The organism is Aeromonas sp. ASNIH7 (genome assembly GCF_002903485.1).
GTDB classification, from domain to species: Bacteria; Pseudomonadota; Gammaproteobacteria; order Enterobacterales; family Aeromonadaceae; genus Aeromonas; species Aeromonas caviae.
The window spans coordinates 2,172,572-2,196,500 of the sequence record NZ_CP026226.1; the positions used below are offsets into that span (position 1 = coordinate 2,172,572).

13 protein-coding genes are annotated in these 23,929 nt (G+C 51.5%); all 13 read left to right on the forward strand.

The features are described 5' to 3' along the window. The first annotated feature begins 64 nt into the window (after positions 1-64). Complete coding sequence (locus C2U47_RS10270) at positions 65-892, forward strand: heteromeric transposase endonuclease subunit TnsA (RefSeq protein ID WP_052815740.1); 828 nt, start codon at positions 65-67, stop codon at positions 890-892. Next, entirely contained in the window at positions 876-2,960 is a 2,085-nt protein-coding gene (locus C2U47_RS10275) for a Mu transposase C-terminal domain-containing protein (protein ID WP_103261626.1), read from the forward strand. Before C2U47_RS10270 ends, C2U47_RS10275 begins: the two co-directional genes overlap by 17 nt. A gap of 105 nt (positions 2,961-3,065) precedes the next feature. Next, positions 3,066-4,097: an IS630-like element ISAhy2 family transposase gene (locus C2U47_RS10280; protein WP_001809438.1), complete on the forward strand. Its 1,032-nt coding sequence runs from the start codon at positions 3,066-3,068 to the stop codon at positions 4,095-4,097. Positions 4,098-4,138: 41 nt separating this feature from the next. Beyond that, positions 4,139-5,791, forward strand: coding sequence for an AAA family ATPase (locus tag C2U47_RS10285; protein ID WP_233735884.1), 1,653 nt, complete (start codon positions 4,139-4,141; stop codon positions 5,789-5,791). A 2-nt stretch (positions 5,792-5,793) separates the two neighbouring features. Continuing rightward, a complete protein-coding gene (locus tag C2U47_RS10290; RefSeq protein WP_103261628.1) occupies positions 5,794-6,123 on the forward strand; it encodes a TniQ family protein in 330 nt (109 codons plus the stop codon). After that, positions 6,123-7,298, forward strand: a complete 1,176-nt coding sequence (locus C2U47_RS23520; RefSeq protein WP_267893316.1) for a TnsD family Tn7-like transposition protein — start codon at positions 6,123-6,125, stop codon at positions 7,296-7,298. Before C2U47_RS10290 ends, C2U47_RS23520 begins: the two co-directional genes overlap by 1 nt. Further along, the gene (locus tag C2U47_RS10300) at positions 7,298-8,896 is read left to right on the forward strand and encodes a Tn7-like element transposition protein TnsE (RefSeq protein WP_103261630.1); all 1,599 of its coding nucleotides are present in this window, start codon (positions 7,298-7,300) and stop codon (positions 8,894-8,896) included. The genes C2U47_RS23520 and C2U47_RS10300 overlap by 1 nt, the downstream gene beginning before the upstream one ends. Before the next feature lie 196 nt (positions 8,897-9,092). Then, complete coding sequence (locus C2U47_RS10305) at positions 9,093-9,962, forward strand: helix-turn-helix transcriptional regulator (RefSeq protein ID WP_233735885.1); 870 nt, start codon at positions 9,093-9,095, stop codon at positions 9,960-9,962. Positions 9,963-9,967: 5 nt separating this feature from the next. Next, positions 9,968-15,253, forward strand: a complete 5,286-nt coding sequence (locus tag C2U47_RS10310) for a DEAD/DEAH box helicase (RefSeq protein ID WP_103261632.1) — start codon at positions 9,968-9,970, stop codon at positions 15,251-15,253. Beyond that, positions 15,250-18,036: a helicase-related protein gene (locus tag C2U47_RS10315; RefSeq protein WP_103261633.1), complete on the forward strand. Its 2,787-nt coding sequence runs from the start codon at positions 15,250-15,252 to the stop codon at positions 18,034-18,036. The genes C2U47_RS10310 and C2U47_RS10315 overlap by 4 nt, the downstream gene beginning before the upstream one ends. Before the next feature lie 23 nt (positions 18,037-18,059). Further along, positions 18,060-22,004 (forward strand): Eco57I restriction-modification methylase domain-containing protein, encoded by a 3,945-nt coding sequence (locus C2U47_RS10320; protein WP_103261634.1) that lies wholly within the window; start codon positions 18,060-18,062, stop codon positions 22,002-22,004. Further along, positions 22,004-23,413, forward strand: coding sequence for a DUF3696 domain-containing protein (locus C2U47_RS10325; protein WP_103261635.1), 1,410 nt, complete (start codon positions 22,004-22,006; stop codon positions 23,411-23,413). Before C2U47_RS10320 ends, C2U47_RS10325 begins: the two co-directional genes overlap by 1 nt. Continuing rightward, positions 23,394-23,927: a hypothetical protein gene (locus C2U47_RS10330; RefSeq protein ID WP_103261636.1), complete on the forward strand. Its 534-nt coding sequence runs from the start codon at positions 23,394-23,396 to the stop codon at positions 23,925-23,927. The genes C2U47_RS10325 and C2U47_RS10330 overlap by 20 nt, the downstream gene beginning before the upstream one ends. Positions 23,928-23,929: the final 2 nt, after the last annotated feature.

Genomic DNA, 23,929 nt, shown 5'->3' on the forward strand with positions numbered 1-23,929 from the left:
AAGTTGAACACCAAAGCCGCCCTAGCTAAGCTTAACTTATGAGCAATGGCAGGGCGGTTTTTTCATGGCTGGGAAAAAGTACGTCAATAACGAGTTGCAGAATCAGAAGTGGCTACGTGAGGGGCGAGGTAGTGGCCACGGCTCTGACTACAAACCATGGCTAACTGTCAGGGACCTATCCTCTCAAGGTCGTTCACATCGTGTCTTTGGCCATAAATCGCAACGAACCCACCACTTGTTGTCAGATCTGGAATTGGCTGTATTCCTGCTTTTGGAGTGGAGTCGTTCAACGGTAGATATTCGTGAGCAATTTCCTCTTCGGTTGGAAGATACCAAGGCACTGGCTTTGGAGTCAGGGATAGATCACCCATCCGTTCGCGGCGTTCTGCAAGTGATGAGTTCAGATTTTCTCGTCAATACCACAGACACCTGCCAGCCCAAATTCGCATTGCAAGCTAAGTATGCTGAAGCACTGAGTGATGCCAGAACCATTGAGAAATTGGAGCTGGAACGCCGCTATTGGTTACAAAAAGGTGTTCCCTGGTGGCTGATCACGGAGAAGGACATTCCCAGCGTGGTTACGCAAAACATCAGTTGGCTCTATCCGGCACAACGGGATGAGATAGAAATTGATGTCCTGATGGAGCGAGCGGCGTTTTATCAGCATCACTTCCAGAATGCTCCAGAGAGAAGCGTAATAGAGGTAGCCAAGCAGCTGGATACGGCCTACCAGCAACCCATGGGGCAATCATTGTTGGAGATTAGACAGCTACTGGCTCAGCGCTGTTTCCTGTTCAACATCTTGACGCCTGTGACCAAATTGAAAGCCTGGGATTTGCAGTTAGAGAATATTGAGGCTATGTCGGGGGCATTACGTGTTTCGAATCAATGAAGTTATCAGCGTTGAAGGGATTGCCTACCGTATTCTGGCTGAACAGCTGGATGAAATAGTCTGGATTTCTCTGGATGACGAGGCTGCTTTTCCTTCTGTTATATCGCGACAGGTATTGCTGGACGCTATCGATAACGAAGTGTTGCAGCGGATCGAAGACCCCTATGCCAAGCTTTACTACGCGCAGCCCGATGGAGGGACAAAGGCAGGAGATCTGCGTGATAAAAATTACCAACTTATTCAACCCCTAATATCCAATCCGGAGTGCATGTTTCCTCGAGTAAGAAACAGAGTTGTAAGTCAAATTATTGCCACTCAGGCTACAACCAAAAAAAATCTTTATCGGCTCATCCGACGTTATTGGCAGCGGGGGCAGACGCCGAATGCTCTTTTACCTGATTATAAAAACTCAGGCGCGAGGGGAAAGAAGAGGGTTTCAAAGGGTGGAAAACTTGGTCGTCCAAGACAGATGGTGGCGGGGGCCGGAGTCGTCGTTGATGAGCATATAGAACGACTTTTTCGTACTGCTATAGAAAAACACTATCTGATCAACAATGGTAAATCGTTCGTTGAAACTCACAATCGTTTCAAGGGGATGTATCAAAACTATAACCCAAGTGCTCCAGAATCGGAGTTTCCTACTATTTGGCAGATGAAACACTTCTTCAAGAGGGAATACTCCCAGGTTGAAAAACTGAAGAAGAGAATCAGCAAGATAGATTACAACAAGGATATCAAGCCATTACGGGCAACAGCGAATACGCAAGCCCTCGGCCCCGGGTCCCGATATGAGATTGATGCAACGATAGCTGATATCTATCTGGTTTCTGATAGTGATCGACAAAACATAGTGGGTCGCCCGATTGTCTATATGGTCATTGATGTGTTTAGCCGGATGGTAGCCGGTTTTTACATCGGTTTTGAGAATCCCTCCTATGTGGCAGCAATGCAGACCCTGTCTATGGCCATGACTGACAAGATCAAGCTTTGCCAACAGTTCGGTATAGAGATTGATGAATCTGACTGGCCGGTTACAGGTATCCCTGATGCCATATTGGCTGATCGTGGCGAATTGCTTGGTTGTCAGATCGAGTCTCTGGAAAAAAGCTTCTCTACCCGGATTGAGAATACGCCTCCCTTTAGAGGCGATTGCAAAGGGATCGTCGAGCGTTTTTTCAGAACCATACAGGCGGTATTCAAACCTTTTGCTCCCGGAGTGGTATCTGGTACCACGATAAAGAAACGGGGAGGAAAGGATTACAGGTTGGATGCGATGCTGAATATCCATGAGTTCACATCCATCATTCTGTCGGCCATCTTGTTTCACAACCGATACCATGTGTTGGAAACCTATGATCGGGATATCGATATGCCTGCCGATTTGCCGATGACGCCATTATCACTATGGAACTGGGGATTGCAGCATCGATCCGGGCGGTTACGAATGGTTCCTGAGGACGCTCTCCGGGTCAGTTTGTTGCCGAGAACTCAGGCGACTATCTCTCCTCTGGGGCTCCGCGTCTTTGGTGTGTATTACACCTGCCAAGAAATTCTGAAAATGGGGTGGTTGCATAGGGGCAAGGATGTCTCCAAGCCTGAATCAGTAGAAGTTGCTTATGATCCGTCTGTTGCTGATATGGTCTATTTCCTTCCTCGAAAAAACAGTGCGGAATATTGGGTCTGTGGGTTGACCGAGCGATCCCGAGAGTTCCGAGGTTGTTCTTTCTGGGATGTCTGGTTGATAACCAAACAGCAGAAGGTTGTTGTGGCAGAAGGTAAGCTGGTTGCTGATCGTGAGAAGCGAAGAGTTGATGAGCTGATTGACTCAAAAATTAAGCAAGCGAAAGCCCAGGTTAAAGCTGAAGGCTCATCGGAAGCGTCAGATCGCCAGCGCATTGCCGCTATCAGGGGTAATCGAGCCAAGGCGAAGGACGAAGAGAGAAAACGCGCTGAGCCGGTCACAACATCCGAGCCATCAACTGTGCCTGCAACCGTGATACCTCTTTCTCCAGGTACGGATGACTATAAGTATCCGGATTATATCGACGAGCTCTTCAAGGACGACTAAATAGCTGTTCCGAATAGTAGATCACCGGAGGAAGGGAACTCAGTCCAGTTTGTGCGATCTGATTAGTCGCTAAACAAAACAAGCCACACCCAAAGGACTGAGTTGATGCCTATCCTACCACCTCTGCCACGACCACAACGGCGCCGCATTCACAAAATCATCCATGCCACCCGTGATAAAGGACATGCTCGTCGCTTGATGGCCATCTTGCTGTTACATGAAGGACGCACGATCACCGATGTTCATCACCTTACCGGCGCTGCGCGCTCGACCATCGGTCGTTGGCTTCGGTGGTATCGAGATGAAGGCATAGATGCGCTAGAAGCCTTACCGGCTGGCCGTGCCCCAGTCTTACCTATCGCCAAGATTGTCACCTTACTGGTGCTGCTCATGCAGTTTTCTCCGCAAGATTTTGGTTATCAGCGCAGCCGTTGGTGTACTGAACTATTGGCTATAAAAATCAATCGGTTAACAGGGCTCAATGTGGCAGCCTCCACGCTCCGCCGATGGTTACCTCGTATGGGCATTGTCTGGCGCAGGCCCGTGCCGACCTTGCGGATAAAAGACCCAGCCTATCAGGAAAAAATGGCGAATATCGACGCCGCGCTGGCCCGCTGTGATGCCGATAATCCGGTGTTTTATGAGGATGAAGTCGATATAGACCTCAATCCCAAATTAGGAGCCGACTGGATGTTCAGAGCGCAGCAAAAGCGGGTTGTCACACCGGGGCAGAATGCCAAGCATTATCTGGCAGGCGTTCTCCACGCAGGCAACGGAAGGGTACTTTACGTCAGCGGGATCAAGAAAAACTCATCGCTGTTTATTGCCATGCTGGAAAAGCTGCGCCACCACTACCGACGAGCCAAAACCATCACGTTGATCCTCGATAACTACATCATTCACAAAAGCAAACAGACCGAGCGATGGTTGAAGAAGAATCCCAAGTTCTGCCTGGTGTTCCAGCCAGTTTACAGCCCTTGGGTTAATCACATAGAACGGCTATGGCACAAGTTACATGAAACCATCACGCGCAATCATCAATGCAGAGGGATGGCAAACCTGCTGGCCCGAGTGAAACACTTCATGGATACCGTGTCTCCTTTCCCGGGGAATGGCTATGGCACAGCGAAGGTGTAGCACTATTGGGATCAGTTATTTAGATGGTATTACCAGCCAATATGGCCAAGGCCGTCTACAACGACCCTGGCATAGAACAGTACCGTGGCAACCCCCTGATAGAGGCGTTGCCACCTATCATGACCACGCAGCAGATAAAGCAGGGGTTAAGCGGTTCTATCAAGTTTGATCCAAAGGATATCTATGTTGACGGCCCTTGGCGTGTTCATGTGATATCCCAGTTACTGGATGATTTTTTTCAACCGATAAGCCGCCACTTACAACTGGAGTCAAAGTTATCCATCATGATCCGGCAGGGATATGTCGGACGTAATCTTAGTGATGGTTCTTTGAATGCACATCTGCAAAATGGTTATGAGCGGGTCATGTCTGGCGAGCTGGATGTTTTTCGGTTCGAGCAGGTTAAATCGACCGCTCGCAGCCTGTCTCTGATCGGGTGCTCTGGATCCGGAAAAAGCAGCACTATCAACCGGATATTGGCAACCTACCCTCAGGTGATTTACCACGAGCAATACAACTTTACCCAGATCGTCTACCTGAAGCTGGATTGCCCCCATGATGGTTCACTGAAAAGCCTGTGTCACCACTTCTTCAGGGCTATCGATGCGGTGCTGCATACCGACTATGAACGCAAGTATGCACTCAAGCGCCATAGTGTTGAGACACTGATGGCCTTGATGAGCCAAATTGCCAATGTGCATGCAATTGGGGTGCTGGTCATTGATGAGATTCAGCATCTGAGCATGAGCCGTTCCGGTGGTGTGGAGAAGATGCTCAACTTCTTCGTGACGCTGGTGAATGTGATCGGCTTGCCTGTTGTCATGGTTGGCACACCCAAGGCGAGACCTATCTTTGAAATGGATTTGAGATCGGCAAGGCGCGGAGCCGGTTTTGGGTCATTGCTCTGGGAGCCGATGCAGGCAACCAAGCCCAGTGTGGATCCGGAAACCAACCAGCTCAAACCCACAGAGTGGATGGCCTTCACCGATAAGCTTTGGCAATACCAATGGCTGCAACGACGAGAGGAAATCTTGTCCGATGAGGTACGGGATTGCTGGTTTGATCTGTCTCAGGGGGTGTTGGACATAGTGGTAAAACTCTTTGTTCTTGCCCAGTTACGAGCCATTGCCACCCGTATTGAACGGATCACCCCTCAGTTGTTGCGACAGGTTTATGAGGATGAGCTCAAACCAGTTCATGCCATGTTGGCAGCGTTACGCTCCAGAGACCCTGAGTTAATCGCCAGATATTCGGATCTGAGCATCCCGGACATAGACAAAAAGATCCTGGTGCTGAGTGCCAAGATTGAAGAGGCAAAAGCTTCTCAGGACTCACATCAGAACCGCTATGGTGGCAATGAGCAGGCCATCCGCTTGCATAATCTGCTTGTGGGGATGGACTGCCATTCAGAACTGATTGTGCCGTTGATTGAACGTGCTTTTAGCTCCTATCCCAATCATTCCGTCAGAGAGTTGATGCCCATTGTTCTTGATTGGTACAACCCGGATGAGAAGCCAGAGAAAAAGACTAAGCCCAAGCTTGCTGGCATTGGGCAGAAGGAGTGGCACATGCTGCACTCTGATGACCTGCGATTCAAATTTTCCCAGTGTGGCAAGGGCAATCTCCTCTACCCTGCATTCAAGAAAGCGGGGCTCACCTTCGATGTAGATGATTGGTTGAGAAGGATTGGTTAGCCATGCTGAACTTTCCGGTTCCTTATCCCGATGAGCTGATTTACAGCTTGGTGGCCAGAGCCGGAATACACCTGGGGTTAACCAGCCCCAAGCAGTTGCTGGATGAGGTTTTTGCAAACCGGCATGTCATTGCAACGGTTGATCTGCCCAATCATCTGGCCCCTCTGGTTCAATTATTACCGGAGAGTATGGGGCTCGATGTTGTTCGTTTGGCTTATCTGCACACGCTATTTCCTCTGTATGCCCCATTTACCACTGAAGAGCGCAGGCGTCACTGTCTTGAGCAGATGGCTGGGGATTCTCAAGGTGCCATTCATCTGATCCTGGGGTAGTGGCATCCCGAATTAAACAGTCTCGTGCCCTGCGCTACTGTCCGCAATGTTTGCAAAATCAGCGCAGCGGCCATGGCGAATACTACTGGCAACGGCAATGGCAGGTGATGGGGGCTGATAGTTGTCTGGTGCATGGTGAGTTACTGGAGGCCAATATTGAACGCCATGCTTACCATCGCCATCAGTTTGTTGCCGCCTCCCCGTTAGTTTGTCCCCTACTGCCTCAGCCTGTAGCGGATGCGCACGCCATCCGGATCACTCGCCAAGTCAATGCTTTGTTGCAACGGCAACCTGATACTTCACCCACGTTTTCTCAATGGAGTGCTTTTTACCATCAGCTCGCCAATTTGGTGGGTTGTGCTAAGGCGAAGCATGTAAATCATCAAACGATCCATGAGCTTGTCATGGCTCGCTGGTCGGCTGATTGGTTAGAGCAGCATGGATTGGCGCTTCATAACGATTCGGGTAATTGGTTGCAGGCTATCTTTCGCAAGCACCGAAAATCTTTCAGCTATCTGGAACATATCGTTGTCCTGGATAGCCTGTTGCCCGAGTCGTGGGACATGGTCGCTGTGTTGGACGAGGTGCAGAGCATTCCAACGGGCATTTATGCTTTCGATCCCTGTCCTCCAGATAAAAAGAGCGGCCTATCGGCAGAGTATCGAGTCAGATGGCAGCAGTTGCTGGAAAGCCATGGGGTGAAGCAGGCCCGTTTATCTCATCAGGCGTTATACGCCTGGCTGTATCGGCATGATCGAAGCTGGTTTCTGCAATTTAACCGGCAACACCATCAGGGCCATGCTAGAGACAATCTCCGTGTCGATTGGCCAAAGCGGGATCGCATGGTTTGTCGTCAATTACTCCATATCCTCGATCAACATGAGTTGATGCTTGATTCCCCTCGGCTGTCGAGGAACTGGTATCTATCGAAACTTCTATCGGGAGCCATGATTGAGAAAAACTTGCGCTCTATGCCTCTTACTCGCTTGTTTTTTCAACGATATTGTGAAGATATAACAGGTTATCAGATTCGTCGTTTGGCTCTTGCTGCCGGATTGCTGGTGCAGACTGGTAATTCATTGCGCCGATGGCGACTTCTTCGCCTGGCTGGATTGAGTGATGAGCGATTAACCTCGCTGGCTGATGACCTATTGCGAGATGTATTGGGGGCTTGATGCAGGATATCCGTTTTGAAAAGGTATCTGACGATACAACCATTTTGGCAATCGGTTCTCTGTTCCGGCGAGTTAATCACACACAGTGGGGCATCAATCTGGATCTGGCTCCTCAAGCTGAAATCGGGTCGCTGCGGGTTTCGAATCTTCCTGTTTTGGCTCGTAAGCGGGTGTTGAATCCGACACAGAAGCATAAGTCTGCCGGTTTTCGGCTCTCTTTTACCATCGAGAGCTCGGCTACTTGGCAACGCAGATATTTAGGTGATTTCCCTGTTCCCTTGGCTATTCGCGCCATGGATAAACGTCAACACTGCTTCTGTTTTTTGGCAAACAACATACAGATCTATCTTCCCCAACTAGAGCTGGCAAGAGTACTGTTCTTACACGATGGCTATCTTTCACGCTCAGCACTTGAGCCTGATTATCTGAGAAGTGAGTTTTCGATTGAACACCATGGTCCCAACGTAGCCCGGGTGAATGTATTACCCTCCTCTAGCTATCCACTTAAGTCTCTGGATGATTATGAATCGCGACGTTTATTGAGCTGGATCTTGATCGACCCAGATGCCCGAGCCTCTTACGAAAGCATTGGTCGTAGTCAAAAGTTGAATGGCTATGAACAAAGTGGATATCGGCACTGGGATTTCGAGTTTACCCCTCCACCTTTACGCTCCGCTTCTTTTGAGGTTCGAGGGCGATTTGATAAACAAACCCAAAGCATGCTGGTTTACGAGGTAGCCAGTCTAAGAAACGTCCAAGCTGCGATTCCAGACGAAGTAGAGTTTTTCCATCCCAAGTTGCGAGAGTATGTGCATGGAGAGGGGGACGGTGCTGTGCGTTTGGTCGCTGAACGCCCGCCCATCCATTCGGTCCATGATGGGGCTGATGCGAGTGTGAATACTAAACCTGTTTTGTTGCAGGCTCCCTCTGTCGTATTTGAGTTTTCCAAAGCATTCAACACACGCAAAATAGCTGATAAAAAACAGGAGGGAGCTAAGGGTAAGGCTGACGATGAGATTAGCTCCAAGGCATCAGAGGACGTAAGTACTGAAGAGTCAGTTTTTGGGGGGATACTGCCCAGTGCTGAGTGGACTGCAGAGGCGGATGAAACCGATGATCTGCGTCTATATGCCAACAAGTTTGATTGTTTTCAGTCGATGCTTCAGCAGTTGGTGGCAATCCATGGCTGCGTCATTCGCTCCCAGCAACTGCACAAGCTACCTAAGCTCTACCGTTGTAAACGTCATCTGCTTCTGGATGGCAATCCAAGATGCTTGGCGGTTGTTGAGGTGGAGTTGCAGGGCCGCACATTCTATATCCTAGAAGTCGATACATCTGATGGTGTTTGTTCTCTATCCACCCTGCTATTACGGCTGAAATCGTCTCTGGATTGGCCCAAGCAGCTTACGCTGTTGGCAGAAGAGTTAACCCAGAAATCACTGCACTGGCCAAGTCAGCGGCTAAAAATGCTCTGCGGCAAGGATGGCTATTCAGGCATTCCTCACCCGCAGACCAAATCAGTGGATAAGGGCAAGTTGCATGAGGAATCGATTGAGCACTGGGCAGCAAGATTTCATAGTTGGATGACTTCAATATAACGTAATAAATAGACTTTATATAAGACGCTCAATGTCTACATTTGAGGCTCCACGTCTTGTTGTTATAGTAAAATTGGTGCATGATTATCATCAATTTGATTATGGTCATGGCGCTATATGGATTACATCACTACATTCTCCTTTTATTTTGTAGCTACGGCACATGATTAGTTCACCCACTAAACGGGTCGAGGACTTGAGCCTTGCCCAGCGAGAGCGACTGGCTTACATCGACTTCCTGCTCTACTTCTTCGGTGATATTGGTCGCCCAGATCTGATTGAGCGCTTCGGTGTGGCTCCGGCAGGGGCAACGCGCGATCTGGCTCTGTACCGGGAAATCGCACCGCAGAACATTGAATTCGATGGTAGCAACAAGATCTACCGCATCGGCAAAGCATTTTCTCCGATTTTCGAGCATGCAATGCAGCGTGTTTTGTCGGCACTTGCTCTTGGGTTTGGTGATGGCGTGAACGTCGATTCGCAGCCGATGCTGCCATGCGAGTCTCCTGTGGCTCTGAGCTGCCCACAGATGGATGTGCTGGCTCCGATCTGCCGGGCCATCCATGCCAAGCGGCCAGTAGCCATCCGCTACCACTCAATGAGCAGCGGCGAGACCGAGCGGATCATTGTGCCCTTCGCGCTGGTCGATACCGGCCTGCGCTGGCACGTCCGAGCTTTTGATCGCAAGAGTGGCGAATTCCGCGACTTCGTTGTCACCCGCATCGAAGCGCCGATCCTGCTCGATGAAGAACCTAAGGCTAACGAGCGTCCGGACAACGACATTCAGTGGACGCGGATCGTGGAGTTGGACTTAGTGCCTCATCCGCGTTTTGAACGTCCAGAGGTCATCAAGATGGACTACGGGATGGTTGGTGGTTCGATACGAATGCGAGTACGGGCTGCTGTTGCGGGCTACATGCTGCTGCGCTGGAACGTTGATGCCTCACCCGATCACAGTCTTAAAGAAGAACAGTACCGCCTCTGGCTCAGCGATTCGCTGGCTTTGTACGGCGTTGAGAACGCAAAGTTGGCACCCGGCTATCACGCGCCTAATGGAAGGACATAAAGAAGATGAACAACGTATTTGGCTTCCGTGATCAGCTCATCAGTGAGTACAGCTCGTTTTCACGCAGTTTTTCCCGGATCGCAGCTACGGATATCAGGGATGAAGTTGAGCGACAATACGCAGATGGGCGCTATTGGCCAGAACCCCTTATCCAAATCAATCCAAACTATCAGCGTAAGGGGACGGTGCAGCAGTTGGTTACGGAAGGGGTTTTGCACGTTGCCTGTGCGGATCTGTTCCAGGTTGGTAAAGCGGAGGGTCATCCTGAGCCGCTGCACCTCTACGCGCATCAGATGCAGGCTCTGGCTAAGGGGCAGGGAAAGCAGAGCTATGTTGTTACAACGGGCACTGGTTCGGGTAAGTCACTGTCCTTCTTTATTCCGGTCATTGATCGGATATTGAAGGCAAAAGACCAGGATAAAACAGCTCGAACCCGCGCCATCGTCATCTACCCGATGAATGCGCTGGCGAACAGCCAGCTCGAAGAACTCGACAAATTTCTTTATGGCTATCCGGCTGGGCAACAGCCATTCACGGTAGCACGGTATACAGGGCAGGAATCAAAGGCTGAGCGTGATGCGATAGCAAACAACCCGCCCGACATCCTGCTTACTAACTTCATGATGTTGGAATTGATTCTGACTCGTTTTGACGAGGTTGATTGCCGCGTAGTGGATCATTGTCAAGGTCTGGAGTTCCTGATTCTCGACGAGCTTCACACCTACCGTGGCCGTCAAGGTGCGGACGTGGCATTGCTTGTGCGGCGGATACGAGAGCGTCTGCAGGCTAACGAGCTTGTTTGCATCGGTACATCGGCCACCATGTCGAGCACGGGGAGCCTAGCAGATCGAAACAAAACCGTAGCAGAGGTTGCTAGCAAGCTTTTTGGCGCAAGCATCACTGAGCAAGACATCATTGGTGAAACGCTTGAGCGCGTGACCGATCCGCTGAAAGATGTTGCTGCAGTGCAGGTTGATTTAGGTGGCGCTGTGGCGCGTACTCAATTCGCGTGGGCAGATTTTGATGCGTTTCGGATTGATCCGCTCTCGATCTGGGTTGAACTTAATCTCGGAATTGAATTGCCTGACAACGAGCCGCCACGTCGTGCAAAGCCTATGACTATCCAGATAGCCAGTGAAAAACTGGCCAAAGACGCTGGTTGTGAAATTGAGGCAGCACGATTGGCGCTACAGCAGTTTCTTGTGGCTGCTCATGAAATCAGAACACCACAAGGGCGACCGCCATTCGCCTTCAAGTTACACCAGTTCATCAGTGGTCCGGGAAAAGTGCTCGCCACACTCGAAGCGCAGGGTGTTCGTCATGTCACGTTAGATGCGCAGCGTTTCGCACCTGGTCGTCAAGATGAAGGTGCTCAGCTCTATCCTGTTCATTTTTGCCGAGATTGCGGACAGGAATATTTACCAGTGTGGCAATCAAAAAAGACTCGGACAACGTACGTCCCGCGCGAGATTGATGATATTACGTCGGACGACAATGAAGATGTCTATTACGGATTTTTGTGTCCTGCCACTCCAAATCTGTCTTATAGCGGTGACCTTGAAGGCTTGCCAGAGACGTGGCTAGACCTAAGTCGTGATAAACCTAAGGTCAAGCAGAATTACAAAAAGGCAGTTCCTTACAGAGTCATTGTGGATGTGCAAGGCAACGAAGGGCATGGTGAATCGTTCTGGTACATCCCCGGAAAATTCCGCTTTTGTCTGTGTTGTGGTCAGTTGCATGAAGCACATGGCAAGGACATTAACCGCTTGGCCAGCCTTTCTGGTGAGGGGCGATCATCTGCCACCACTATTCTGACGCTGACAGCACTACGTCAACTATTTGGTGATATGGAGCCAACGAATGGCCAGCCAGATCCGCGCAAGCTACTTGGGTTTACCGACAATCGTCAGGATGCCGCGCTACAGGCCGGGCACTTCAACGATTTCGTCTTTTTACTGACATTGCGCGCCGGTCTCATCGGTGCTTTGCAAAACAACAATAGCGAGTTGAGTGAGGAGCAGTTGTCCGATGCCGTTTTCAATGCGCTTGGCTTTGCGCGGCTGGACGAGGCTATCTTGGGTGAATACTTGCGCACACCCAAACTCATGGGGTTGGCTCGGCAAGAGGCACAGCGCACATTGCGCTTCATCATTGGGTACCGCTTGTTCCGTGATCTTCGACGTGGCTGGCGATTCAACAACCCGAACCTAGATCAACTGGGGCTGCTGGCAATTAATTACCGCAGTCTGGATGAGTTTTGTGCTGACACTGCTGCATTTGAAAAGAATGGCACGTTGTCAAAATTGAATCCGGTAAATAGGGCAAAACTTTGCCGCTTAGTTTTCGACTCGATGCGCCGAGGACTTTGTCTCGAGACTCGTTATCTGGATCCCGTCGAGCAAGACAAGGCTCGAACCAGCGCATTCGCTTACCTTAACGAACGTTGGGCATTTGCGCCTGACGAGCAGTTGGAAACCGCTAAATATCTGATTCTCGGGAAACGACCCGAATACAGAGGAAAATTAAGAACGGATTTGGTTACGGGCGGGCCTCGTTCGCGCCTGTTGCGCGAAGTTAAAATGGCTTCCTTCTGGAAAGAAACAGCCTTTGCCGGTCAGATTGTAAGCTGGAAAGATCCTGAGTGGGTCGAGTTGGTAGAAGCACTCCTTCAAGCATCTGCGCTATACGGTTATGTCCAGAAACATTCAATAGATCAGCAGCTGGTTGGTTGGCGTCTGAATGCAGCTGCTTTGGATTGGAGTTTGCCCGATGCGTCACTCCAAAATGAAGATACTCGTGCGAATCAGTTTTTTCGGGCGCTCTACCTCAATATCGCTGATTTATTACGTCATCAAAACCATCCGCTCTTCGATTTTGAGGCGCAGGAACACACGGCCCAGGTTGATGCTGGAAGACGCCAGCTGTTGGAACAGCGCTTCCGCTACACCGACAAAGACCGCAAGGATTGGGCAGAGAACCCTGCGCACGAAGCACCGCTGGAACGTCTCCCCGTCATGTTCTGCTCACCCACCATGGAGCTAGGTGTCGACATTTCAGCACTCAACACCGTGTACCTGCGAAATGTACCACCGACGCCAGCCAATTACGCACAGCGTAGTGGGCGCGCTGGACGCTCTGGCCAACAGGCATTGGTGATTACCTATTGTGCTTCGTTAAGCCCACATGATCAGTGGTTTTTCCATCATGCCAACGAAATGGTGCATGGCATCGTCCGGGCACCTACGCTGGATCTAGCCAACCGAGATTTGGTCGAGAGTCATTTACAGGCTGTCTGGCTGGCCAATGCCCATGTTGCGCTTGATGTTAGCATCGCTCCTATGCTGGACCTCGACCAGCCGGGCAAACCGCTGATCAAGTCCTACCTCGATGCTCTAAATGATCCTGCGACTACCCAGCGAGCCCAGGAAAGCGCGGCACGCGTCATTGCACAGCTACAACGTGAGTTGGCCGATAGTGATTGGTTTTCTGAAGATTACGTCCAAAAAGTGATTGAGCGGGCGGCTCAGGCATTTTCATCTGCTCTTGAGCGTTGGCGCGTCTTGTTCGATGCCACACGCACGCAGATGGACATGGCCGACCAGATAGTTAAAAGCCATACCGCGTCACACAGCGAGCGACAGAATGCTCAGCGCCGCTATGGGGATGCAGCTCGCCAATACGCTATTTTGCTCAAGAGCGGCAACACACAGAACTCAGATTTTTACACCTACCGTTACTTGGCCAGTCAGGGTTTCCTCCCGGGCTACAACTTCCCGCGCCTGCCGTTGATGGCGTGGATTCCTGCTCGTGGTGGCACCAACACAAACGGGAAAGATGACGATGGCAGCATGGTCAGCCGTCCACGCTTTTTGGCCTTGTCAGAATTCGGTCCGCGCAGCTTGATTTACCACCAGGGTCGTATGTACCGGGTAGTTCGCGCAAAACTCAATGTGGGTTCTGCCGATCACATTTCCGGTAATAGTCAGCTTGCCACTATCTCCTCGCTGGTCTGCAGTCAGTGCGGCTATGGGCATTTGGGTGAACCAGGAGGCTCGCAACCATTGGTTAATTGTTGCGAAAACTGCGGTGCGCTCTTGACCGAGCACGACTGGGTGCGTGAGCTCTATCGCATTGAAACCGTGGAAACTATCGCTGTCGAGCGAATAACCATCAACGACGAGGATCGCCAACGCCAGGGGTTTGAGTTGCAAACCACCTATCGTTTCCTGCCAGGCCCCGATGGGGTCATCCAGAAGCGCAAGGCTGATGTCAGGCGGGGTGAAGATATTTTGGCCGAATTGACGTATGCACCAGCTGCTCGCTTGTGGCGTATCAACCGAGGCTGGCGCAGGCGCAAGGACAAAGATCAGTTGGGCTTCTATATCAATCCCATCACAGGCACCTGGAGTAAGCAGGACGAACCAGGGGGGGACGATGCTGATAGCACAGACGAAGCCTTGCTCGACAAGGTACCTAATCAGCGAATTGTTCCGTTTGTCGAGGATCACCGCAACCTGTTGATCCTCGCTCCGACGCATGCTTTATCGATTGAGGCCATGGCGACTTTGCAAGCAGCGCTCAAGCGCGGAATCGAGATGACTTTCCAGATTGAAGAGTCAGAGCTGGTTGCTGAGCCGCTGCCCAAGGCAGACGAGCGCCGAGCTCTGATGTTTTACGAAGCAGCAGAAGGTGGCGCTGGTGTGCTTACTCGTATAGCAAGCGATCCCGCCAGCTTGGCGCAGGTTGCCAGCAACGCACTCAAGCTGCTGCACTATAACGCACCACAGGGGCCATGGAAGCTGGAAGACTTGCCTGCGCTGGAGCAAACCAATGCGCTGGGTAACCGGATTTGTGAGGCTGGCTGCTATCAATGCCTGCTGTCCTACTTTAACCAACCTGACCACGATAATATTAATCGTCGCAACACCGATGCGCTCAAGGTCTTAGTGGCGCTGGCTAATGCCGAGGTGCAGTCAAAAGTGACAGCCGCACCTGCAACTGATTGTGCCCCCGTGGATGAATTGATTAACCAATGGCTGTTCGCCTTGGATGCTTCTGGTTTACGTCGTCCAGATGCTCTGCAGGTATCCGTCAATCAAGGTGTGGCAACGGCTGCAGGCCAATACAAATCGGCACGAGCCCTAGTGTTTCTTGAAAACATTGATACCGATACGGCAGCCATAATGGCCGACAAAGGTTGGCAAGTCCTGAATTTCTCCGATCCATCGCAATGGCAGGCTCAATTTGCGGCCTATCCCGATGTTTTCGGCAACGATGAGAATAAACAATGACTCAGCTTGAACACGATTTTATGCCTGGCAACCTTGTTCGTGCCCGTGGCCGTGAATGGGTAGTCCAAAGTGAATCACGCAGAGATTGGTTGCGACTGAGGCCTCTTGGCGGTGCGGATGATGACATTATCGCCCTTATTCCTGAGCTTGAATTACAACCGGTTGAGCCAGCTACCTTTCCATGGCCACAGCCTGAGCAAGCTGGCAATCACGCTGCTGCGTTACTGCTGCGTGATGCATTGCGTCTCAAATTGCGTGCAGGTGGTGGCCCATTTCGTTCATTTGGCAACATAGCTGTTGAACCCCGTGGTTATCAGTTGGTGCCGTTGTTGATGGCTTTGCGTCTGACCACCGTGCGTCTTCTTATTGCGGATGACGTTGGGATCGGTAAAACCATTGAAGCGGGTTTGATAGCCAGAGAGTTGATGGACCGTGGAGAAATTGCTCGGTTGGCAGTCTTGTGTCCGCCGCATCTGGTTGACCAATGGCAAACAGAGCTGGAAAACCGTTTCAACTTACAGACTGTTGCACTAACGTCGGCGTCTGCTTCGCGTATTGAACGTGATTTGCCACATGGTGTTAGTTTGTTTGACCATCACCCAGTAGTTGTGGTCAGTCTTGACTACATCAAGAGTGAGCGGCATCGCGAGTATTTTCTGTCTGTCGCACCTTCATTTTTGATCGTCGATGAGGCTCATACCTGCGCTAGTAGTGGTGTGGGTAAGCAGCTGCGGTTTGAACTGTTGCAACGTCTGGCAAAAGATGAAGATCGACACCTGCTATTGCTTACTGCTACGCCACACTCCGGTGATGAAGCCGCATTTTACAACCTGCTCTCGCTGCTTGATCCGCGTTTTGTCGCATTGCAAAGCCGAACATCCGCCAGCGATCCACTTCGTCAAGAACTAGCGCGGCATTTTGTACAACGCCGTCGCAAGGATATCGCCGAATGGCAAGCCGAGACGGGCGATGGTCGAGGCTTTCCGCGTCGAATGAAAACTGAGGTCACATATCAACTCAGTGGTGATTGGGGGGCATTTTTTGATTCTGTTCAAGAGTATTGCCGAGAACTAGCTGAAGACATTGAACGAGAAGGGGAAGGCAGGGGGCGCCTGATTTGGTACGCAACGCTGGCCTTATTGCGTTGTGTTGCTTCATCACCGGCCGCCGCAGTCAAGGCACTAACAACACGTCTTGATGGTAGTCTTGAAACCGATGCGTTGTTGGCTGATGAGCGTCTGCATGATGGCGAAGCGGATGACCTAGATAGCCAAGACTTAGAGCCGCCAGCTCAATTGGAAGAGGCATCTCGACTACAGAGACTAATTCAGGAAGCTGAGCGTCTGTCCGGAATTGAGGGTGATCCTAAATTATTGGCCTTGCACCAGCATCTTGATGTGTTGGTTAAGGATGGCTATCAGCCTGTGGTGTTTTGTCGCTACATAGCCACTGCTAACTATGTGGCCGAACATCTACGTAAAGCCTTTCCCAACGCGTTAATCGAATCCGTCACTGGAGAGCTCATGCCGGAAGAGCGGCGTGAGAGAGTTGAGGCGATGGAGGAGGCCGAGACTCGCATTCTGGTTGCGACTGATTGCCTATCGGAAGGTATTAACTTGCAACATCTGTTTACAGCTGTTGTTCACTACGATTTGGCTTGGAACCCCACCCGCCACGAACAACGAGAAGGGCGCGTAGACCGGTTTGGCCAGCAAGCGGTTGATGTGCGTTGCACGATGCTTTACGGCCAAGATAATCCGGTCGATGGTTTTGTGTTAAACGTCATTCTACGTAAAGGTGAGACAATACAAAGAGAACTGGGAGTTCTGGTTCCTATGCCTGAGGATGATGATCGCATTAACCAGGCATTGGTCAAAGCTGCACTCATGAAGCGCGGTGGTGGAGCGCAACCATATACACCAGATCTGTTTGCTGAGGCTAATGTGCCACTTCAACCCTTGCAGGCTAAGTGGCAGGACGCACTGGAAAAGGCCAAAGCTAACCGTACCGTCTTTGCCCAGCGAAGAATCCGCCCAGATGAAGTGCTACCTGAATGGCAAAAACAACAAGATGCTCTTGGCACTCAGGCAGATGTGCAGCGGTTCTTACATAGTGCCTGTGCGCGACTTAATGCACCGCTAGAACAGACACGCAAACAGCAGCAGTACCGTTTTCTGCCACAGCATCTACCAGAGGCGTTGCGTTTACGTTTGGCAGATGAGGGCATATCCAAACCGTTATTGCTGAACTTCAATGAATTACATCGTAGTCATCCATTAGTCAGTGTGTTGGCTGATCACCTGTTAGAAACCAGTTTGACTACTTCAGATAATGCCTCGATTGCCGCGCGATGTGCTGCGACCTTAACTGAAGCCGTGGATGTGGTTACCACAATATATTTACTGCGCTTGCGTCATCAACTTGAGTACGTCCGCCGCCGTCAGCCATTTCAGATGATGGCTGAGGAAACCGTAGCGTTGGCTGTGGCTGGCCGTGGCAATCCACAATGGCTGCAAGATGAGCATGTGGGAGGGCTGTTGGAGTGCACACCAAGTGGCAACCTGCCTAGTGATGTCATTCAGCGAGAAATCCGAACTTCACTGGATTTTATCTCGGCTCATCATCAGCAATTACAGACGCTAGCGGAGCAGCGAGCTGCGACGCTGTTAGCGGATCACAGACGTGTCCGTGAGGCGGCCCGAGATGTGGGGCAATACAGCGTGCAAGCATGCTTGCCGGTGGACGTAGTGGGAGTCTATGTGCTGTTGCCTGATTCGCTGTAACCGGCAGCCACTAGGGATATGACATGAAAAGAATCACCAAAAACTATACGGCACTAAACCTACCGACCCTTACCCTTGAAGGCGGTTTGTTTTTGCCGGACCAGCTTGAAAAAGCTGCTTTGGGTAGTGCCCAGTGGCAGACTGAGGCCGACTATGGCACCCCAAAAGGCCTCAAGCTCAAGGATGATTACAGTCGAGCTTTCCAGATTGCTTGTGCCCAGTGGCGGCATTTTTCTGCCCAGCTCGACCGCTCAGATGTAGATGCCGCAGTACTCACCCTGACCTTTGTGCAAGAACTATTGCGTGATGTGTTTGGATACACCGGTATCCAAAGTTGTTCTGGTATACCGATCGGCGATCGGCGTTATCCCGTTAGTCTGCTGGCGGATAGCGTACCTGTGGTGGTGGTTCCCCACTCGTTGGCATTGAATGAGGCGGATGCGCGCTTCTCCATAACCGGTGCTGGCGCTCGTAAAAAGTCGGCCTTCATGCTGATGCAGGAATTCCTTAACGCAAGCGCCGAGTGCCTCTGGGGTATGGTATGCAATGGTAAAAGCCTGCGATTGTTGAGAGATGCGGCTACGCTGACTCGTCCCAGTTATCTTGAAATTGATCTGGCCGATTTATTGGGCGGCCAACGCTATGCTGAGTTTGCTAATGTCTGGCGCTTGCTGCACGCGAGTCGCTCCGCGGGTAACCCTGCTGAGTGCATATGGGAGAAATGGCGCGCTGCCGGACAAGAACAGGGTACCCGAGTTCGAGATGGTCTACGCCAGGGTGTCACGGATGCCTTGCTGACCTTGGGTGAGGGCTTTATCCAGCATCCATCGAATGAAGCACTGCGCAGTGCGTTTCACTCTGGTGTTTTGTCCAAAGATGATTATTTTCAGCAATTATTGCGCCTTATTTATCGGCTAATTTTTCTATTCAGTATCGAAGACCGGGAACTGCTTCATCCCAAGGATGACAGCCAAGTAGCTCAAGCTGCCCGCCGCGCTTATGCTGAAGGTTATGCGCTGGCGCGTCTGCGCGATCTCTGTTTGAAGCGTCGTGCGCGCAACCGATTTGATGATCATTGGCAAGCCACCCGGATCATATTTAAAGGGTTGGCTGCAGGCGAGCCTCGGTTGGCGTTACCCGCATTAGGTGGTTTGTTTGCTGATGGCCAGTGTCCCCAGTTGGATGCTGCCAGTCTCGATAATGTTCACCTGCTGACTGCCATGCAGAAACTGCGCTGGGCAAGTCATTCAGTAGGTAAAAGCGGGCATGTATTAGCGCCGGTGGATTACCGTAATATGGGGCCGGAGGAGCTCGGTAGCGTTTACGAGAGTTTGCTGGAGCTGGTGCCGGAAATTGATCTTGTAGCACGCAAATTTGGCTTTGTTGGCATCACCAGCGAAGGTAGTACTGCAGGTAATGCCCGTAAATTGAGTGGCAGTTATTACACGCCTGATTCGTTGGTTCAGGAGCTGATTAAATCTGCGCTTGATCCTGTTATTGAGCAACGCATTGCCGATGCTCCCGAGAACCCAACTGAAGCATTACTTGCTATTCGCGTCATTGATCCTGCCTGTGGTAGTGGTCATTTCCTGCTGGCAGCAGCACGGCGTCTTGCTGAAAAGCTTGCACAATTACGCGCAACAGAAGGTGAACAAAAGGAACAAGACTTCCGGCATGCTCTGCGCGAAGTGGTCAGCCGCTGCATTTTCGGCGTCGACCGCAACCCCATGGCCATCGAGCTGGCTCGCACTGCTCTGTGGCTGGAAGGCTTTGAAGAGGGGCGCCCACTTGGTTTCCTTGACCATCACCTGCAAGTGGGGGATGCCCTGTTAGGACTCGTCGATCTTAAAGCACTGACGCTGGGCATCGCTAAGGATGCTTTCAAGCCACTGTCCGGTGATGATAAAGATGTCTGCAAACAGCTCTCCAAAACCAATGCTGCAGCGTTGAAGCAGTTCGTTAAAGACTTTCAACGACAACAAGGCTTACTGAATTTAAGTGATGCTCAATTGTTACAGGAAGTTCAGACGCTAGAAGCCTTGCCGGAAAATAGTACCGAGCAGATTGCCTGCAAAGAGGCGGCTTATCGTCGACTGTTAGCGCAAGCCAGAACCAGTCGACTGGCGCACGCTGCTGATCTTCTGGTAGGGACCTACCTGTTGCCCAAGCATGAAGGCACCGAGGAACAGATTCCCACCAGTGCCACTCTTTACCTCACCTTGTTGGGCGATACCTTACCCTCCGAACAACAAGGGGCGCTGGCTGCCGCGCAAGCCGCCTGCAAGGTGGCGCGGGTGCTGCACTGGCCACTGGCCTTTCCGCAAGTGTTTGCGGGTGGTGGTTTTGATTGCGTGCTCGGCAACCCGCCGTGGGAAGTAATGCAAATGGGCGAGGAGGAATTCTTCGCCACTCGCGCCCCTCATATTGCTGAACTTGCGGGCGATAAGCGCAAACGAGCGATTGCCGCGTTGCCGAAGATTGAACCGCGATTATGGGCTGAATACGAATCAGAAAGTCAGCGTGTAGCTGCCGCAAATAATTTTGTGCGTGAGTCTGGGCGTTACCCATTGACGGCTGTAGGCAAGCTCAACACATACCCGCTGTTTGCTGAAACTATCCACCAGATTACCCACGCCACAGGCCGGGCGGGTTTCATCGTGCCTACAGGTATTGCCACCGACGACAGTACCAAAGCCTTTTTTGGCGAGATCACCCAAAAGGGCCGATTAATCAGCCTGTTCGACATCGAAAACCGCGAAGCGGTCTTCCCGTCGGTGCATCGCAGTTACAAGTTCTGCTTGCTTACCCTTGGCCAGGCAGGGGCTGCCGAGTTCGTCTGCTTTGCCACGCAAGTCAATCAACTGGCCGAGCCACGCCGCCGCTTCAAACTCACGCCTGACGAGTTCCGCCTGATCAACCCTAACACGCTGACTTGCCCGGTATTCCGCAGCGAACGCGATGCCGAGCTGACCATAAAACTCTACCGTGCCGCCCCCGTGCTGATCCGTGAAGCCATCTGGCAAGGCGAAGGCAAAACCGACAAACTCCTCCAGCCAGAGCGCAACCCCTGGGGCATCAGCTTTTCGCAAGGTCTGTTTAATATGACCAGCGACAGCCACTTGTTCCTCGATCAGCCGACCTCGGACAGTGTGCCGTTGATTGAGGCTAAAATGATCCACCAGTTCGACCACCGCTGGGCGACCTACACCGCCGAAGGCGATAGCCGCGATGTGACCAATGCCGAAAAAGCCGACTCCGCCTACACCGTTACCCCGCGTTACTGGGTGGAAAAAACAGAAGTGGAAGAACGCCTGAAAAAACGCGATCGCGACGGCAACGTGATATGGTGCTGGGATAGGTCATGGCTTATGGGCTGGCGGGATATTTGCCGTGCGACGGACGAACGCACCGTGATTGCGAGTGTGGTGCCGAAGGTAGGGGTGGGGCATACCATGCCTCTTTTTATGGTCACGCAAGAGATCGCCAAGGTCGCTGCATTGCTGGCTAATCTCGGCACGCTGGTTCTGGATTTTTGTGCCCGCGTCAAAGTTGGCGGTACACATCTCACATATGGATACTTAAAGCAGTTTCCGGTATTACCGCCAGAGCACTACACCGAAACCGACCTCAACTTTGTCCTCCCCCGCGTCCTCGAACTCACCTACACCTCCCATGATCTGAAACCCTGGGCTGAAGACCTGGGCTATCACGGCGAACCCTTCTCCTTCGATCCTGACCTCCGCGCCGTCCTGCGTGCCGAACTCGACGCCTACTACGCCAAACTCTACGGCCTCACTCGCGACGAGCTGCGTTACATCCTCGACCCCGCCGACATCATGGGTGAGGATTACCCCAGCGAAACCTTCCGCGTGCTGAAAAATAAGGAACTGCGAGAATATGGCGAATACCGCACCCAGCGGCTGGTGCTAGAGGCGTGGGATAAATTAGAAACAGGAGAATTGCACTGATGCTAACTCATCTGCATATAAAGAACTTCAAAGCATGGAAGGATACTGGGCCGATCAGGTTGGCTCCCTTGACGGTGATTTTCGGTGCCAATAGCGCAGGAAAAAGCAGCTTGGGCCATTTGTTACTGACGCTCAAACAAACCACATTATCGGCCGACCGAAAGCGCCCACTGCATTTGGGTGACGAAAATGCCTTGATTGATTTGGGTACGTTTGCCGAATGCCTGCATAACCACGATTTGCAAAACGCCCTGCAATTTGAACTGGGCTGGGAGACGCAGGGCAAAGACCTGGAGGCTCGCGATCCACTCAGTAAAAAGAAATTTTCCGGGGATGAATTAAAGCTTTCAGTCACGCTCTCGGCGGATGCCAAAGAGCAGCCAAGAGTGGATAAACTGGCCTATCAGCTTTTGCGTAACAGTGAAAATCAACTGGTTGTTGATTACAGCAGGGACGAAAAAGGGAAGCTAGAAATCTCGTCGGACGAATACAAGTTTGTGCGCAATACGGGCAGAAGCTGGCCGCTGGATGATCCGGACAAGTTTTACCGTATCTCTGACCAAAGTCGCGCCCGCTTTCAAAATGCAGAATTCTTGTCGGATTTTGCGCTGAATACGGAAGCCGCGCTCAATAGCGTTTATTACCTTGGGCCACTCCGTGAGCACCCCAAAAGAATCTATTCATGGTCAGGCGAAACGCCAGAAAGCGTGGGGCAAAAGGGTGAATTTGCCGTTGCCGCCATCCTGGCTGCCAGTGAGCAAGAGCGGAAACTGAATCGTGGGCCCAAAAGGCATTTGGCTCGATTTGATGCCTTTATCGCTCAATGGCTCAAAGACTTGGGAATTATCGACAGTTTTGCGGTAAAGCCTGTCGCTGAGGGCCGGAAGGAATATGAGGTGGTGGTCAAAACCCACGCCACCGCCAGTGAGGTCAAGATTACTGATGTGGGCTTTGGCGTATCGCAGGTTTTGCCAGCCTTGGTTCAGGCATTTTATTGCCCGCCGAATTCGACTATCTGGATGGAGCAGCCGGAAATTCATTTGCACCCACAGGTGCAAGCCGAGTTGGCTGATGTTTTTATTTCCGCTACACAGGCCCGCGAAAATGGGAGAGAACGCCATGTTCAGCTGATTGTTGAAAGTCATTCCGAACATTTTCTCAATCGCCTGCAACGCCGCATCGCCGAAGGTGCTGTGGCATCAGAGGATGTGGCTGTTTATTTCTGCCGTCGTACAGGTTCCGCCACCGAGCTGGAGCCGTTACGTCTGAATATGTTTGGCGAAATTGAAAATTGGCCTGAAAACTTCTTCGGCGACGAAATGGCTGATATTGCTGGTCGCACTTTGGCTGCGATGCAGCGTAAGAAAGAAATTGCCAAGGAGGCTGCAAATGATGCGGGCAGTCATTGATACCAATGTTCTGTTGGTTGCCAATGGCCAGCATGTGGGCGTGTCGGAGGGTTGTGTCACTGAATGTGTTAAGCGATTACAGACAATGCAAAACGCTGGCATCACCGTGATCGACGATGACTACCGGATTTTGGGTGAGTATCAAAACAAAACCAGCCTTAACCCGCCCAAAGGTGTTGGCGATGTGTTCCTGAAATGGTTGCTACGCCAAGCTGGCAACTCTGCGCGAGTGGAGCAGATCAGCCTTACCGAGCTGGCCGAAAATGAATTCGCCGAATTCCCAGATACAACCTTACAGCCTGCGTTTGATGCGCCGGATCGCAAATTCGCTGCAGTCGCCCATGCACACCCGGATAAGCCGCCGATTTGGCAAGCAGCCGATTGCAAATGGCTAGACTGGTGGCCCACCTTGCAGGCAAAAGGCGTTCATGTCGAGTTTTTGTGTTCTGCGGATGCATGTGGGTTTTATCTCAAAAAGTTCCCCGGCAAACCACTGCCTGCATTGCCAGATTAATG